At 65.2% G+C, this 14,875-nt stretch carries 14 protein-coding genes; 9 read left to right on the forward strand and 5 right to left on the reverse strand.

Features of this window, described 5'->3' with window-relative positions; all coding sequences use genetic code 11:
• Positions 1-83 precede the first annotated feature (83 nt).
• Positions 84-614, reverse strand: a complete 531-nt coding sequence (gene ppa / locus ACFODV_RS05690) for an inorganic diphosphatase (RefSeq protein WP_379755969.1) — start codon at positions 612-614, stop codon at positions 84-86.
• 265 nt (positions 615-879) lie between these two features.
• On the opposite strand from ppa, the gene ACFODV_RS05695 reads away from it, so the two are divergent.
• A complete protein-coding gene (locus tag ACFODV_RS05695) occupies positions 880-2,607 on the forward strand; it encodes a protein kinase domain-containing protein (RefSeq protein ID WP_379755972.1) in 1,728 nt (575 codons plus the stop codon).
• A gap of 9 nt (positions 2,608-2,616) precedes the next feature.
• On the opposite strand, the gene ACFODV_RS05700 is transcribed toward ACFODV_RS05695, so the two are convergent.
• Positions 2,617-3,873 (reverse strand): 6-phosphofructokinase, encoded by a 1,257-nt coding sequence (locus tag ACFODV_RS05700; protein WP_379755975.1) that lies wholly within the window; start codon positions 3,871-3,873, stop codon positions 2,617-2,619.
• A gap of 189 nt (positions 3,874-4,062) precedes the next feature.
• Here ACFODV_RS05700 and mpl point away from each other — a divergent pair, with 189 nt between their 5' ends.
• The 3 genes from mpl to ACFODV_RS05715 are packed head-to-tail and all read left to right on the forward strand — an operon-like array spanning position 4,063 to position 6,699.
• Complete coding sequence (mpl, locus tag ACFODV_RS05705; RefSeq protein WP_379755978.1) at positions 4,063-5,454, forward strand: UDP-N-acetylmuramate:L-alanyl-gamma-D-glutamyl-meso-diaminopimelate ligase; 1,392 nt, start codon at positions 4,063-4,065, stop codon at positions 5,452-5,454.
• Complete coding sequence (locus ACFODV_RS05710; protein WP_379755981.1) at positions 5,447-6,079, forward strand: flavin prenyltransferase UbiX; 633 nt, start codon at positions 5,447-5,449, stop codon at positions 6,077-6,079. Before mpl ends, ACFODV_RS05710 begins: the two co-directional genes overlap by 8 nt.
• The gene (locus ACFODV_RS05715; RefSeq protein WP_379755984.1) at positions 6,076-6,699 is read left to right on the forward strand and encodes a LysE family translocator; all 624 of its coding nucleotides are present in this window, start codon (positions 6,076-6,078) and stop codon (positions 6,697-6,699) included. Before ACFODV_RS05710 ends, ACFODV_RS05715 begins: the two co-directional genes overlap by 4 nt.
• A 13-nt stretch (positions 6,700-6,712) precedes the next feature.
• Here ACFODV_RS05715 and ACFODV_RS05720 read toward each other — a convergent pair whose 3' ends face one another.
• From ACFODV_RS05720 to ACFODV_RS05730, 3 genes are read right to left on the reverse strand one after another with little or no spacing between them, the layout of a single operon-like run.
• Entirely contained in the window at positions 6,713-8,122 is a 1,410-nt protein-coding gene (locus ACFODV_RS05720; RefSeq protein WP_379755987.1) for a bifunctional DedA family/phosphatase PAP2 family protein, read from the reverse strand.
• Positions 8,123-8,162: 40 nt separating this feature from the next.
• A complete protein-coding gene (locus ACFODV_RS05725) occupies positions 8,163-9,089 on the reverse strand; it encodes a diguanylate cyclase domain-containing protein (protein WP_379755990.1) in 927 nt (308 codons plus the stop codon).
• Positions 9,082-9,951, reverse strand: a complete 870-nt coding sequence (locus ACFODV_RS05730; protein WP_379755993.1) for a hypothetical protein — start codon at positions 9,949-9,951, stop codon at positions 9,082-9,084. Before ACFODV_RS05730 ends, ACFODV_RS05725 begins: the two co-directional genes overlap by 8 nt.
• Positions 9,952-10,055: 104 nt before the next feature.
• On the opposite strand from ACFODV_RS05730, the gene ACFODV_RS05735 reads away from it, so the two are divergent.
• From ACFODV_RS05735 to mrdA, 5 genes are all read left to right on the forward strand, one after another.
• A complete protein-coding gene (locus ACFODV_RS05735) occupies positions 10,056-11,348 on the forward strand; it encodes a glutamate-5-semialdehyde dehydrogenase (RefSeq protein WP_379755996.1) in 1,293 nt (430 codons plus the stop codon).
• Between the two features lie 8 nt (positions 11,349-11,356).
• Positions 11,357-12,040: a nicotinate-nucleotide adenylyltransferase gene (gene nadD, locus ACFODV_RS05740; RefSeq protein ID WP_379756287.1), complete on the forward strand. Its 684-nt coding sequence runs from the start codon at positions 11,357-11,359 to the stop codon at positions 12,038-12,040.
• Positions 12,041-12,115: 75 nt separating this feature from the next.
• Entirely contained in the window at positions 12,116-12,481 is a 366-nt protein-coding gene (gene rsfS / locus ACFODV_RS05745) for a ribosome silencing factor (protein WP_379755998.1), read from the forward strand.
• On the forward strand, positions 12,478-12,945 hold the full coding sequence (gene rlmH, locus ACFODV_RS05750) for a 23S rRNA (pseudouridine(1915)-N(3))-methyltransferase RlmH (RefSeq protein ID WP_379756001.1): 468 nt from the start codon (positions 12,478-12,480) through the stop codon (positions 12,943-12,945). Before rsfS ends, rlmH begins: the two co-directional genes overlap by 4 nt.
• A 24-nt stretch (positions 12,946-12,969) precedes the next feature.
• The gene (gene mrdA / locus ACFODV_RS05755; protein ID WP_379756004.1) at positions 12,970-14,862 is read left to right on the forward strand and encodes a penicillin-binding protein 2; all 1,893 of its coding nucleotides are present in this window, start codon (positions 12,970-12,972) and stop codon (positions 14,860-14,862) included.
• The last annotated feature ends 13 nt before the right edge of the window (positions 14,863-14,875 follow it).

Raw genomic sequence — 14,875 nt, forward strand, 5'->3', positions numbered from 1 at the left:
AGTGTCCAACGCAGCAGGGCCGCCCCATGGAGCGGCCCTGCTGCAATAGGTCTGGTATCCAATCACGTCATGGCGGCGAGGGCTCAGGCCTTCTCGTAGGCAATGACTGACTTCTCGATGGCCTTGCGAGCGGCATCGACACCTTCCCAGGACTCTACCTTGACCCATTTGCCCTTCTCGAGATCCTTGTAGTTCTCGAAGAAGTGGGCAATCTGCTGGCGTAGAAGTTCGGGCAGATCGGTCACTTCCTGAATGTCGTCGTACAGGCTGGTGAGCTTGGTATGGGGCACGCAGACCAGTTTGGCGTCTTCGCCGGCCTCGTCTGTCATGTTGAGAATGCCGACCGGGCGGGCACGAATGATGCAGCCGGGCTGGACCGGGTAGGGGGTGACCACCAGAGCGTCCAGCGCATCGCCATCGTCTGCCAGGGTGTGGGGAATGAAGCCGTAGTTGGCCGGATAGAACATCGGCGTGGCCATGAAGCGGTCGACCAGCAGGGTCCCCATGTCCTTGTCGATCTCGTACTTGATCGGGGCATGGTTGGCCGGGATCTCGATCGCCACGTAGACGTCGTTGGGTAGGTCCTTGCCGGCGGGGATGTTGTCGAAGTTCATCGTCGCTTCCTTGGGTTGGAAATCAGCTTGTCACATCGCTGAGCGAAAAAATCTGCGGAATTATACGAAGCGGACGCGGGGATTACCAATGCGACATAGGTGTCGCGGTGTGGAATTCAAAACGCCAAGCATGACGGTGCGGCTATGGTTGACGTCACGCACAAGCCTCGGAAGTGTATCATGACGACCGGCGGGGTTCGCCGGGGACCGACCAGGTTGGCCCGCAGCCTCAGAAAGATCGACCCGGCGGTCAAGGAGAAGCCTCTTGGGATCTGCTCAGCTGGCATTGAGTTACGGCCAGGCCTATGTGGCGCCGGATCGGCGCTATCACCGCAGCTCCATGTCGGTGACCCTGCCCCAGGACGGGCAGCTCAATGCCAAGGGCGCCTGCGCGGTAATCAGCGATTCCACCCGGCGCAACGCCATGGCCAAGCAAGCGGGCGATCTCAGCGTACGCGGTTTTCTGGCCGACTATTACTCGACGCCTGACCACTGGGACGTCAAGACCTCAGCCACCCGGGTACTGCGGGCACTGAACGGCTGGTGCTTCAGCCAGAGCCAATGCGTGACCGATGGGAGCTATGTTTCGTCGCTGTCGGCTATGGTCTACCGCGGACGCAGCGCCCATCTCTTCCACCTGGGCGATACGCTAGTGTTTCGCCTACGCGGCGCCGAGTTCGAGCAGCTCAGCCGCGATCATGTCGCCGATCTGGGCGGTTACCGTTACCCTTCCCGGGCGCTGGGCATGGATGTCAGTATCGAGATCGACTACGTACAGTTCCCGATCAAGCAAGGTGATATCTTCCTGTTTACCACCCAGGCGGTGATGGGCACCTTGATGCCATCCGAGTATGTCCAACTCATTCGTCAGGATGCCAGCGACCTGAACGCCGCCTCCGATCGCCTGGCTGCAGCAGCGGTGCAGCGGGCCCAGGCCCGGGGATACGGCGCCGAGCAGTTCTGCTTCCAGCTGGTGCGCATTGACGAGCTGCCCGACGAGCAGCCCGACCATCCCGGTCGCGCCTATGGTGATCTGCCGATTCCGCCTGAGCTCTCACTGGGGGATCGCCTGGACGGCCTGGAGATAGAAGCGGTACTGTCTCGCACCGCCCAGTCGCGGGTCTACCGGGTGCGCGACGTGCAAACCGGGCGGGAGATGGTGATGAAAGCGCCGAGTCCTGAGCTTTCCACGCGAAATGCCTACCTGGAGCATTTCCTGCTTCAGCAATGGGTGGTAGAGCGGGTCAAGTCTCCTTTCGTTGTGCGCATCATGGAGTCGTCGCGGCCGCGGCGTTATCTCTACTATCTAATGGCCTATATTGAGGGGGAGAATCTGGCGGGCTGGGCGCGGCGCCATCCCCAGGCCAGTCTGGTGCAGCGCCTGGATATTGCCAACCAGCTTGGCAAGGCGGTGCAGGCCCTGCATCACCGCGACCTGCTCCACCAGCAGATCCACCCCAGCAACGTCATGATCGACCGCCATGGGCAGGTGGTGCTTACCGACTTCAGCGCCTGTCGCATGCGCGAGGGCGGCAACCAGAATGAGTCACGGGAGTTGGCTCGCCAGGTGGGCCTCACCGAACACAGTGCGCCCGAGTACGCGCTCGACGACGGTGTCGGGCGGCGAAGCGACCAGTACTCCCTGGCCTCGACGGTCTACTGGCTGCTGACCGGCGAGCCGCCCTATGAGTTGGCGCCCAACCAGTTGCGTAGCCACACGGATCTGGAGCAGTTGGTCTATCGAAGCGCCCGGACCCGCAACCCGGAGGTAACACTCGCCTTGGATGAGGCGCTGCGTCGTGCTCTGGATCCTCAGCGAGCCCTGCGCTACCGGCGCATGTCAGAGTTCCGCCACGCGCTGCGTCAATCGGTGACAGGCGAGAGCGGCGTTCGGCGCCCCGGCCACCGCATTCTGCGTGACCCGGCCAGTTTCTGGCAGGGGGTGGCCGGCATTCTGCTGCTGCTGCTGGTTCTCACCTGGCTGCTCAGATAACGTTTGTTCTTAAATCTTGAACGCTGGCAGCTTGCGTTCGACCCGGTGCAGGGCAAGCTTTGCGACCTTGGGTAAGCCGTTCTCGAAGGGCGGAAAATCTTCGCCCTGTATCAACGGCGACAGATACTGGCGACATGCCTCGGTGATGCCAAAGCCGTCCTCGCGGATATACTCCCTGGGCATGAACTTCTCGCGGTTGGCGACCTCCGCCAGCGGGGCCGGCTCGATGGTCCAGGCATAGGGCGTGTTGGAAACCCGCTTGATGGCCGGCATCATCGAGTTCTTGCCCGCCAGCGCCAGCTCCACTGCCTTTTCGCCCACCGCGTAGGCCTGCTCCACGTCGGTCCTTGAGGCCAGGTGGCGCGCGGCGCGCTGCAGATAGTCGGCCACTGCCCAGTGATATTTGTAGCCCAGATCCTGCTTGACCATGCCCGCCAGCGTCGGCGCCACGCCACCCAGCTGGCGATGGCCGAAGGCGTCGGTGTTGCCGGAGTCGGCCAGGAAGGTGCCATCCTCGTAACGGGCGCCTTCGGAGACCACGATCACGCAGTAGCCATAGGTCTTGACGGCCTCGTCGACCCGAGCCATCACCGCTTCTCGATTGAAGGCCACCTCCGGGAAAATGATCAGGTGGGGCGGCTCACCCTCACCGCTGCCGGCGAGAGCGCCGGATGCGGCGATCCAGCCGGCGTGACGGCCCATCACCTCAAGCACGAACACCTTGGTCGAGGTGGCGCACATGGAGGCGATGTCCAGGGAGGCTTCCAGGGTGGACGTGGCAATGTACTTGGCTACGCTGCCGAAGCCGGGGGAGTTGTCGGTGATCGGCAGGTCGTTGTCCACTGTCTTGGGCACATGGATGGCGGTGAGCGGATAGCCGAGCTTCTCGGAGAGCTGGGAGACCTTCAGGCAGGTATCGGCGCTGTCGCCGCCGCCGTTGTAGAAGAAGTAGCGGATATCGTGGGCGCGAAACACCTCGATCAGCCGCTCGTACTGAGTTCGATGGGTTTCGATGTCCTTGAGCTTGTAGCGACATGAGCCGAAGGCGCCGCCAGGCGTGTGGCGCAGCGCGGCGATCGCCTCGTCGGACTCCCGGTTCACGTCAATCAGGTCCTCGGTGAGGGCACCGATGATGCCGTTGTGGCCGGCGTAGACCTTGCCAATCCGATCCGGGTGACGGCGGCAGGTCTCGATCACGGCGCAGGCGCTCGCATTGATCACGGCGGTGACGCCGCCGGACTGGGCGTAGAAGGCATTGTGGGCCATGGCGCTGTTCCTGCTCCTGGTCGCTTCTGTTCGGGGATGAGCTGGCGAAAGTCGAAGGATTCTAGCCGAAAGCGGCCGGGGCTGCACCCGCCGCTGACGGGCGCTGGAGGGGCCTGTGGCGCCATGCTAGTCTCGCCACACTCTGTCGCGGTGGGATGCCGTGACGCAAGTCGGCAGTCAGGAGAGCGCATGCACGTCCATATCCTCGGTATCTGCGGCACCTTCATGGGCAGCCTGGCGCTGCTTGCCAGGGAGTTGGGCCACACGGTCAGCGGCTCGGATGCGGGCGTTTACCCGCCCATGAGTACCCAGCTCGAGGAGGCAGGCATCAGCCTGTTCGAGGGGTACTCGGCGGATAATCTTGCGCCGCGTCCGGACCGGGTGGTGATCGGCAATGCGCTGTCGCGGGGCAACCCCGAGGTGGAGGCGGTGCTGGATCTGGGCCTGCCCTATGTCTCCGGCCCCCAGTGGCTCGCCGAGGAAGTGCTACCCGGTCGACGGGTAATCGCCCTGGCGGGCACCCATGGCAAGACCACGACGGCCAGCATGGCGGCATGGCTGTTGGAATCGGCGGGGCTCGCCCCTGGCTTTTTGATCGGCGGGGTGCCGCGCAACTTCGGTGTCTCGGCGCGTCTCGGCGCTCCCGATGCCCCTTTCGTGGTCGAGTCCGATGAGTACGACACCGCCTTCTTCGACAAGCGCTCCAAGTTTGTCCACTACCGACCCGAGATCGCGGTGCTGGGCAACCTGGAGTTCGACCACGCGGACATCTTCGACGACCTCGCCGCCATCGAGCGGCAGTTCCATCACCTGGTACGTACCGTGCCGGGGAAGGGGAGGCTGCTGGTGGCCGACAACGAGCCGGCCCTGGATCGAGTGCTGGCAATGGGCGCCTGGACGCCGGTATTCCGCTTCGGCAGCGCGGCCGAGAGCCCCTGGCGCTACGAGCTCGAGCGCGAGGACGCCTCGCGCTTCCAGGTGATTCACCAGGAGGGCGAAGGCGCGGCGCGTATCGATGAAGACGCCGTGGTGGACTGGCCCCTGACCGGCGCCTACAACGCTCGCAACGCTTTGGCGGCGCTGGCCGCTGTCCATGCCTGCGGCGTCGATCTCGCTCGCGGCGCGGCGGCGCTGTCGCGCTTCGAGACCCCGCGTCGGCGCCAGGAAGTGCGCGGTGAGGTGGCTGGCATCCAGGTGCTCGACGATTTCGCCCATCATCCCACGGCCATCGCCGCCACCCTCGAGGGTCTGCGAGCCGCCACCGCGCGCGGTCGCCTGCTGGCAGTGATCGAGCCCCGCTCCAATACCATGCGCCTGGGCACCCTGCGCAGCCGGCTAGCCGAGTGTGTGGCCGCCGCGGACGCCGCCTTCTGGTACCAGCCCGCAGGACTCGACTGGTCGCTTGCGCCGCTGCTCGAGACGAGCCCGGTACCGGCGCGATTGGAGCAGGATCTGGATGCCCTGATCGCCGCGCTGGTCGAGGAAGCCCGACCCTTTGACCGCATCGTGGTGATGTCCAACGGCGGCTTTGGCGGCATCCACGAAAAGCTCATTGCCGCTCTGGAGGTGGCCCATGGTTGAGGCGCAGCAGGCCGCGAGATTTCATCCCCCGGTGACCGTGGCGCTGACCGGCGCCTCTGGTGCCCAGTACGGCCTGCGGTTGATCGAGGCGCTTGTGGCGGCCGACCACGAGGTATGGGTGATGATCTCCAAGGCGGCGCATCTGGTGATCGCCACCGAGACTGACGTGGACCTGCCGGCCCGGCCCGAGCGGCTTGCCGAGGCGCTCATTTCGCGCAGCGGCGCTCTGCCCGGGCAGGTCCGCTGCTTCGGTCGCGAGGATTGGATGGCGCCGGTGGCCTCCGGCTCTGGGGCGCCATCCTCCATGGTGATCTGCCCCTGCTCCACTGGCACCCTCTCTGCGGTGGCCACGGGGGCCAGCAACAATTTGATAGAACGTGCCGCCGACGTGGCCCTCAAGGAGCGCCGCCAGCTGATCCTTGTCCCGCGCGAGGCGCCTTTCTCGGCGATCCACCTGGAGCATATGCTGGCGCTGACGCGAATGGGAGCGGTGATCCTGCCCGCAGCGCCGGGGTTCTACCACCAGCCGAAGACGATCGATGACCTGGTCGATTTCATTGTGGCCAGGATTCTTAATCAGCTCGGTATCGCGCACCGTCTAGTGCCGCGCTGGGGCGAAACATGATCAGTCCGGCGCTGCTGTCGGTCTTCGTGCCGACCTTCCTGTTCGTGTCGCTGACCCCCGGGATGTGCATGACCTTGGCCATGGTGCTGGGCATGACCCAGGGGGTGCGGCGCACCCTGTGGATGATGGCCGGCGAACTGGTCGGTGTCGGCCTGGTGGCGGTGGCCGCTGGGGCGGGGGTGGCTGCGCTGATGTTGCGCCAGCCGGAGCTGTTCGCGGTCTTCAGGTGGCTGGGCGGACTTTATCTGGGGTATCTCGGGGTCATGATGTGGCGCTCACGGGGGCGGATGGCGATCCCCCTTGAGCAAGTCGAACTTGCACCGGCCGGTCGCGGTCAGCTGGCCCTGCAGGGCTTCGTGACCGCCGTGGCCAATCCCAAAGGGTGGGCCTTCTTCGTCGCGCTGCTGCCGCCCTTTCTTGAGGCCTCACGTCCGCTAGCCGGTCAGCTCGCTGTTCTCATCGCCATGATCCTTAGCATCGAGTTTGCCTGCCTGATGCTTTATGCGGCTGGCGGCAGCCGGTTGCGGTCTCTGCTTGGCCAGGATGGCAACGTGCGCCTGCTCAACCGCATCGCTGGGGCGCTGATGGTAGGCGTCGGGGCCTGGCTGGCGTTTGGCTGACAGGACTCCCGCGCTAGATCGGTGGCAGCCAGGCGATGCGCGCTGCCACCATCGCCAGGGAAGTCCCGGTCAGCCAGACCCATGGGCAAGGGGTGAGAGGAGCGTGCGGCTTCGCCTGCCAGGTGAGCTGGACCACGGCGCAGACCACCAGACCTAGCAGGGCACCGCCTACCAGGTCGCTGAACCAGTGCACGCCGATTGCCAATCGCGAGAGTGCCATGATCATGGCGTACAGAATGGCGCCCCAATAGACCCAGTGGCGTTGCTGCGGGGGTAGCTCATGGGCGATAAAAGCGGCGGTCATTCCCGCCAGCACCACTGCCGTTGAGGTATGGGCGCTGGGATAGGCCATGGAGCCGGTGAGGTAGTCTGGCGCGTCTGGCCGGGCGCGCGCGAAGAACGCTTTGCCCCAGGTGTTGAGCAGGGCGATGAGGCCCAGCCCACCGCCGATATGCGCGAAGGCGTCAAATCGCCCCCGCCACAGCAGCCAGCCCCCCCAGGGGAGGACCAGGGCCAGCACGCCATAAGTGTCGCCCACCCGGGCCAGTGCCTGGCTGAAGGCTTCCAGCCCGGGGCTGGCCAGATAGGCGAAGAGCGCGTTCAGGCGTGCATCCATAGCCAGCGGGCCATCGCTGCCGTGCTGCATCACGATCAGCGTCCAGCCGGACGCGCCTCCCAGCGACAGGATGAGCAGCAGCCAGCTGGCCAGAGGGACCTCATTTCCCGCGCCGGCACTCTGTGACAGCCAGAGTCGGCGCATGACCGGATGGCGACGGGCGCCGTTGGCGAGCAAGCGGTAGAGCCGCCCGCTGCGGCCGACCTGTTGGCGTAGCCAGGAGAAGACGATCGCCAGCACGACCAGGATGATGGCCAGAGCCACCAGCAGCGACCGGCTGCCCTCGGGAATGTCGAGCAGCTGCTGCCAGGTACGTCCCAGCAGATAGCCGGGCAGCACATAGGCGGGAGCCCAAAGTGCCGCTGAGGCTAGGTTGGCCCAGGTAAAGGCCCGTGGCGACATTCGAAGCATGCCGGCGATCAGCGGGATCATCGGTCTAACCGGACCGACGAAACGCCCGAAGAAAACCGACAGGGTGCCGTAGCGTTGGAAAAAGCGAGCACCCTGGGCAAGCCATTCGGGGTGGCGCGACAACGGCCATAGTCGTGTTACCCGCTGGTGCTGGGTATAGCCCAGCCAGAAGCTGGCCCAGTCGCCAACCACCGCGCCCAGAAACGCGGCCAGCATGATAGCCGGCAGCGCCAGTTCCTGATGGCCTGCCAGGGAGGAGGCGGCGGTAATCAGTACCACCCCGGGGACCAGCAGGCCGACCAGCGCCAGGGATTCGACCAGAGCGATGGCCGCGATGATCAACAGCAGCAGGGTAGGAGAGGGCGTCAGCTGGTAGAGGGCGTCGGCAAGGTTCAAGGAGGGCTCCGTGTCGTGCTGGCCTGGATCGGAAATGGGGTCAGGATTCGGCGTGTCGCTGGGCGGTGGCCTGCAATCTCTGGATGAAACGTTGCGGCGATTCTCCCTGTCCCAGATGACATTGTGTCAGTCGCGACTCCACGGGGCCGGTGTCCAGGAGCACCGTTCGCTGCAGAGATTCCTCAAGACGCTGGCGAACCAGCAGGGCACCATTTTCGCTGGTGTCCGGTAGCACCAGCCAAAAGTCAGCCTCGTCCTCGCGCCCCAACAAGTCGTGGTCGCGGCTACTGCGCGCCACCGCGTCGCAGAGTGATCTGAGCAGTGCCCCTCTGGCGCCGGGGCCGAACTGCTCGCCGGCCATCTCCAATTGAGGCAGGTGGATGACCAGAACCGCCAAGCGCTGGTTGAGCAGCTCGGCTCGCTCGCATTCGCTTTGCAGGCGGTCGTGCAGGGCGCCGCGACGGATGGCATCGCACTCCTCGTCGAGGGGGTCGGTGGCCTGCAAGAGGGCACGCTGATGAAGGATTTCCCAGGGAGCGAGGCCAGCTAGCATCACTAGGCTGAGATAGCCCAGCGTCAGGTCGAGGTCGAGCAGGCTTTCACCCAGCAGCAGCCAGATCGGGGTCAGGGTGATGTTGAGCAGCATGGCAGGACCCAGAGGCAGCAGCAGGAGGGTCAGCACCGGTGGCAGACCCAGCCAGAAATTGGCCAGCGACGACTGTGTAGGCAGCTCCATGGCAACCAGCAGGTAGCCGCAAACCAGCACCAGGTAGGCAGAGAGTCGGGCGGTCTCGGGTTGGCCCAGTCGCATCAGGGCGGCGGTGATCAGCAGCGGAGACAGCAGTGCTGGCAGCAAGATACGGGTGTAGTCGCCTACCAGATAGAACCAGGTGGCCTGGCCGACCAGCAGGAGAGCGGCGAGGGTGTAAAGCCCGGCATGAAGCTTGGCGTGATGCAGCTCAGACATGCTCTACCCCTTGCTGCACGCTTGCCGCCCCGGGCTGATGCTCCAGGGCTCGACACTCTTCCGCCAGTGAAACGACCTGGTCCAGGGGCGTGGTGCGCAGCCGCCGGACAGGCCCCATCTGGGCCAGCAACTCGGTGCGTCGCCCCTCGGCCTGTTCGGCATCCGGGGAGAGCAGCAGGGCCGCCAGGGTGCGGCCATCGAGCCGGTAGCAATGCTCGAAACTCCGGGTAAAAGTGCATAGACGCTGGGCCTGGGGCCAGAAACGATGCCGTCCGGTTCGCAGCAGCAGCAGTTCACCATGCACGCCGTCGCGATGGACGCGAGATCGCTCGCGGGACAGGTCACGGCTCAGCTGAGCGCGAGGCCACAGGCGTAGGCCCGGGACCAGATGGGCACGGCGTCGGGCCACTCCGCGTAGCGGTGCCAGATCCCGGGAGCGGGAAAATCCCAGCAGCAGCAGCGCCGCCAGGACAGTCCCGGCGAATGCCGCCTGCTCCGGTGGCATGGCGCGAGCCAGCCAATACCAGGAGAGTGCGGCCAGCAGCAGATTGAGGCCGGACATCCAGCCCGGCTGAGGGAGCATGACCAGCGCCGCCCAAGCCCACAGCCACAACGGAAAGCGCTCAGGGGCGGTGAAAAGCAGAGCGGTCAAAAGCAGGCTGGGCAGCAGCTGCCAGGGCACTAGAGCAGGGCGACGATGGCTGAACTCCACCAGCGCCGCCGAGACGGCCAGCCAGCCGGCGGCCATCCATAGCAGCAGGGCTTCGGTCAGATTCCCCGATGCCGGCGCCATCAGGGCCGGCAACAGGGCTGCCAGCAGCAGATTCAGGCGCAGCAGACCGACTTTGTACTTGCTCTGCATGGTGGCTTACTATGACCCTTTTATAGAAAGCGCGTGGAACAGTCGCGCCAGTATAACGCTGTGGCCGACCCCTCTGGCCACGGGAACAGGAGATCCTTTTCGGCATGTCAGTTCAAGTCATCCCCACCGACGAGGCGATCCGGGACGTCGAGGCCTACATGACCGGCCTCGGCCAGTCAGCCCGCCAGGCTGCTGCGGCAATGCGCCGCGCCTCCGGCGGTGCCAAGAACGCCGCCCTGCTGGCCATTGCGGCACGACTGCAGTCTCGGCGCGAGGCGGTTGCCGCGGCTAACGCCGAGGATATGTCACGCGGCCGGGCGAGCGGGCTCGATGCCGCGTTGCTCGACCGCTTGGAACTCACTCCGGCGCGCATCGACGCCATGATCGAGGGCCTGCATCATGTAGCGGCCCTACCCGACCCGGTGGGCGAGATCGACGGACTGCGCTTTCGGCCGAGCGGGATCCAGGTAGGGCAGATGCGAGTGCCGCTGGGGGTGATCGGCATTATTTACGAGTCCCGGCCAAACGTCACCGTTGAGGCTGCGAGCCTATGCCTCAAATCAGGGAACGCGGCCATCCTGCGCGGAGGCAGCGAGTCCCGCGGTTCCAACGCCGCCATTGCCGGGTGCATCCGCGACGGCCTGTCTGATGCCGGCTTGCCCGAGGCGGCGGTGCAGGTAGTGGCCACCACCGACCGCACCGCCGTGGGCAAGCTGATTACTATGCCCGAGTACGTCGACGTCATCATTCCCCGTGGTGGTAAGTCACTGATCGAGCGCATCTCGCGGGAAGCGAGGGTGCCGGTCATCAAGCATCTGGACGGCGTCTGTCATGTTTACGTGGACGCCACGGCGGATCTCGACAAGGCCATCGCCATCGCCGTCAATGCCAAGACTCACCGCTACGGCACCTGCAACACCATGGAGACTCTGTTGCTGGATGCGCCGGTGGCGGAGGTGCTGCTGCCACGGCTCGCGGTCGCCTATGCCGAGCACGGGGTTGAACTTCGCGGTTGCGAGCGCACCCGGTTGATCCTGCCTGAGGCTACGGTGGCCGGCGAGGCGGACTGGGGCGCAGAGTACCTGGCACCGATACTGGCGGTGCGCGTGGTGGACGGTATCGAGGCAGCCATCGAGCACATCGAACGCTACGGGTCCCATCACACCGATGCCATCGTCACTAACGATTACGGCCTGTCGCGGCGCTTCATGGCCGAGGTGGATTCCAGCTCGGTGATGGTCAACGCCTCCACCCGCTTTGCCGACGGCGTCGAATATGGCCTGGGGGCCGAGATCGGCATTTCCACCGACAAGCTGCATGCCCGTGGGCCGGTGGGCCTCGAAGGGCTTACCACCCGCAAATATGTGGTGCTGGGCGACGGCCAGATCCGCCAGTGACCGAGAGCATGCACCTGCCGCTGCCGACGGGAGTGATCGATCCGCCGCGTCCGCCGCGCCTTGCCATGCTCGGCGGCACCTTCGACCCGGTGCATTTGGGTCATCTGCGCAGCGCCGTCGAGCTTCTCGAGGTGTTGGAACTGGACCGGGTCCATCTGATTCCGGCCAGCGTTCCACCGCTGCGTGGCGAACCTCGGGTCTCCCCCGAAGAGCGCCTGTTGCTGCTGCGACTCGGCATCGGCGATACCCCCGGCCTGGTCGCCGATCCTCGGGAGCTGCACCGCGAAGGTCCCTCCTACAGCGCCGATACCCTGGCGTCGCTGCGCAAGGAGTTCGGCGTCGATGCACGCCTGGTGATGGCGCTGGGCCACGACGCCTTCCTGCGCCTGGCCGACTGGCACGAGCCCGAGCGGCTATTTGCCATGGCTCATCTGGTGGTGATCGACCGGCCCGATCACGAGGCGCCCCTGTCGGCGGCCCTCGACGCGCTGATCACGGGCCGAGAAGTGGATAGCCCCGACGCGCTGATGGCACGCCCCGCCGGCGGCCTGCTGCGCCTGGCGCTTCCCACGCGCATGGCGATCTCTGCCACCGAGGTGCGCCGCCGCCTGGCCGAGGGCAATAGCGTTCGCTACCTGCTGCCCGAGGCGGTGGAACACCACCTGCTGGCTCACGGACTCTATCGGTACTGACGGTGGAACGAGCGCTGCCAGCAGGCGGTCAACCCGGTACAATGGTATTCCAACGACATTCAGACAGAAGACCCTATGCAAACTGACGCACTCAAGACTCTTGCGATTGACGCGCTGGAGGACCTCAAGGCCAAGGATATCGCCCTGCTGGACGTCTCGCACCTGACCAGCGTGACCGACCTGATGATCATTGCCAGCGGCACTTCCTCTCGCCATATATCCGCCCTGGCCGGAAACGTAGTCGAGAAAGCCAAGCAGGCTGGTCTTCGACCTCTGGGCGTGGAGGGTGAGAGCGGCGCCGACTGGGTGCTGGTGGACCTGGGGGATGTGGTCGTACACGTGATGCTGCCGGAAACCCGTCAGCTCTATGATCTCGAGCGTCTTTGGGCCGATCTGCCCAGCGACTCGGAGCGCAGCGAAGGCGAGGCCACCGGCGCATGAGGGTCCGCCTGCTGGCGGTAGGCACTCGCATGCCCGTCTGGGTCAACGAGGGGGTCGAGGAGTATCGTAAACGTCTCCCCCGGGATTTCGCTCTCGAGGTGGAGGAAATATCCCCCGGACAGCGTGGCAAGAATGCCGATATTCCCCGGGCCATCGCCCAGGAAGCAGAGAGGATTCGCGCTCGGCTGCGCGGTGATGAGCATGTCGTGGCATTGGAGGTCGACGGCAAACCCTGGAGCACCGAGCAACTCGCCCAGCAGGCCGAGGCATGGCGCTTTGCCGGGCGCGACGTGGTCTTGCTGGTGGGAGGCCCCGATGGCATCGAGGCGGGGCTCTCCCTTGCCGCCGAGCAGCGCTGGTCGCTGTCGCCGCTGACCCTGCCTCACCCGCTGGTGCGGATCTTGCTCGCCGAGCAGCTTTACCGCGCCTGGACCCTGATGGTGGGCCACCCCTACCACCGCTGAACGAGCCGTCCGGCCGAGAGAGCGATGCGCAAGAATCGCGACAACCTCAAGAGACCCGAACAGGAACTGCGCATCTTCCGGGTGCGCGCCCTGCTGGCCGTGGTGGTGATAATTGCCATGACCGGTCTGCTGATGGGGCGGCTGGCCTACCTTCAAGTGGTTCAGCACGAGGTCTATAGCACGCGGTCCGAAAAGAATCGCGTGAGGGTCGAGCCGCTGCCGCCCACCCGGGGATTGATCTATGATCGCAACGGTGTGCTGCTGGCCGAGAATCGGCCCACCTACAACCTCACCCTGGTGCGCGAGCGGGTCGACGACCTCGACGCCACCCTGTCGTTGCTGGTCGATCTGCTCGAGCTGCCCGACGAGGAGGCTGAGGCGTTTCGGCTGAGATCCCGGCAGCGGCAGCGCCCCTTTCAGCCGGCGCTGCTGATGAGCGATCTCGACGAGGACCAGATTGCCCGGGTGTCGGTCAACCGTCACCTGCTGCCCGGTGTCGAGGTGGAAGCCCAGCTGCTGCGCTACTACCCGGATGCCGAGGTGATGGCCCACGCCCTGGGCTATGTGGGGCGCATCAACGCCCAGGAGATGGCGACCCTGGACACCGGCCGCTATGCCGGCACCCACTTCATCGGCAAGACCGGCGCCGAGCGTTTCTACGAAGAGGAGCTGCATGGCGAGGCAGGACTGCGCAAGGTGGAGACCAACGCTCGCGGCCGGGTGCTGCGCGAGCTGGGGCGCACCGATCCGGTTCCCGGTAAGCACCTGACGCTGACCCTGGACACGGAGATGCAGAAATTGGCGTATAAGTTGATGGACGGCCGTCGGGGCTCCATCGTGGCCATCGCACCGCAGACCGGTGAGATCCTCGCCATGGTCTCGGCCCCTGGCTTCGACAGCAACCAGTTCGTCACCGGTATTGACGTGGCTTCCTACCGGGGGCTTCAGGAAAATCTTGATCTGCCGCTCTACAACCGGGCTATACGCGGCCACTACCCGCCGGGCTCCACCATCAAGCCTTTCCTGGCGCTGGCCGGCCTGGCGGAAGGGGTGATAACGCCGGACCGGACCATCCACGACCCCGGCTTCTACCAGCTGCCCAACGATTCCCGGCGCTACCGTAATTGGCTGCGCTGGGGGCATGGCCGTGTCGACATGGAGCGATCCATCGCTGTCTCCAACAACACCTACTATTATTCCCTGGCCCATGATCTGGGCATCGATCGGCTCCACGACAACATGAGCGCCTTCGGTTTCGGGCAGCGGGTGGGTCACGATGTGTTCGGCGAGAGCACCGCGCTGATGCCCTCTCGGGAATGGAAGCGCGGACGTTTCGGTCAGCCCTGGTATCCGGGGGAGACCCTTTCCGTGGGTATCGGCCAGGGCTACTGGCAGGTCACGCCGCTGCAACTGGCCACGGCCACTGCGGTGTTGGCCAACCGCGGTCAGTGGGTAAAGCCGCGCCTGGCCAGCCGCATCGGCGATACGCCGGTCCCCGATCGGGTCCCAGAGACTCCCCCGGACATCGAGATTCCTAACGACAGCTGGTGGGACAGGATCTTTTCCGGCATGGAGAAGGTCCTCTCAGGCCATGAGGGGACGGCGCGGCGCACCGGCGTAGGGCTGGAGTACCGTATGGGCGGGAAATCGGGCACTGCCCAGGTCTTCTCGCTGGGTCAGGACCAGAAGTACAACGCCGAGGAACTGGCGGAGCGGCTGCGCGACCACGCTCTGTTCATGGCCTTCGCGCCGCTGGAAGACCCCCAGATCGCCGTGTCGGTGATTGTCGAGAATGCCGGCGGCGGAAGCACCCATGCTGCCCACCTGGCCAGAGCTATGACCGATGCCTGGTTGCTCAGGGATCGAGAGCCCGACGTGGAGGAGTTGCTCGAAGCAATGGAGGATGACGATGCCTGAGTGGCGGAGAGCA

Origin of the sequence: Halomonas tibetensis (assembly GCF_042643535.1) — a bacterium.
In the GTDB taxonomy this organism is placed as follows: domain Bacteria; phylum Pseudomonadota; class Gammaproteobacteria; order Pseudomonadales; family Halomonadaceae; genus Halomonas; species Halomonas tibetensis.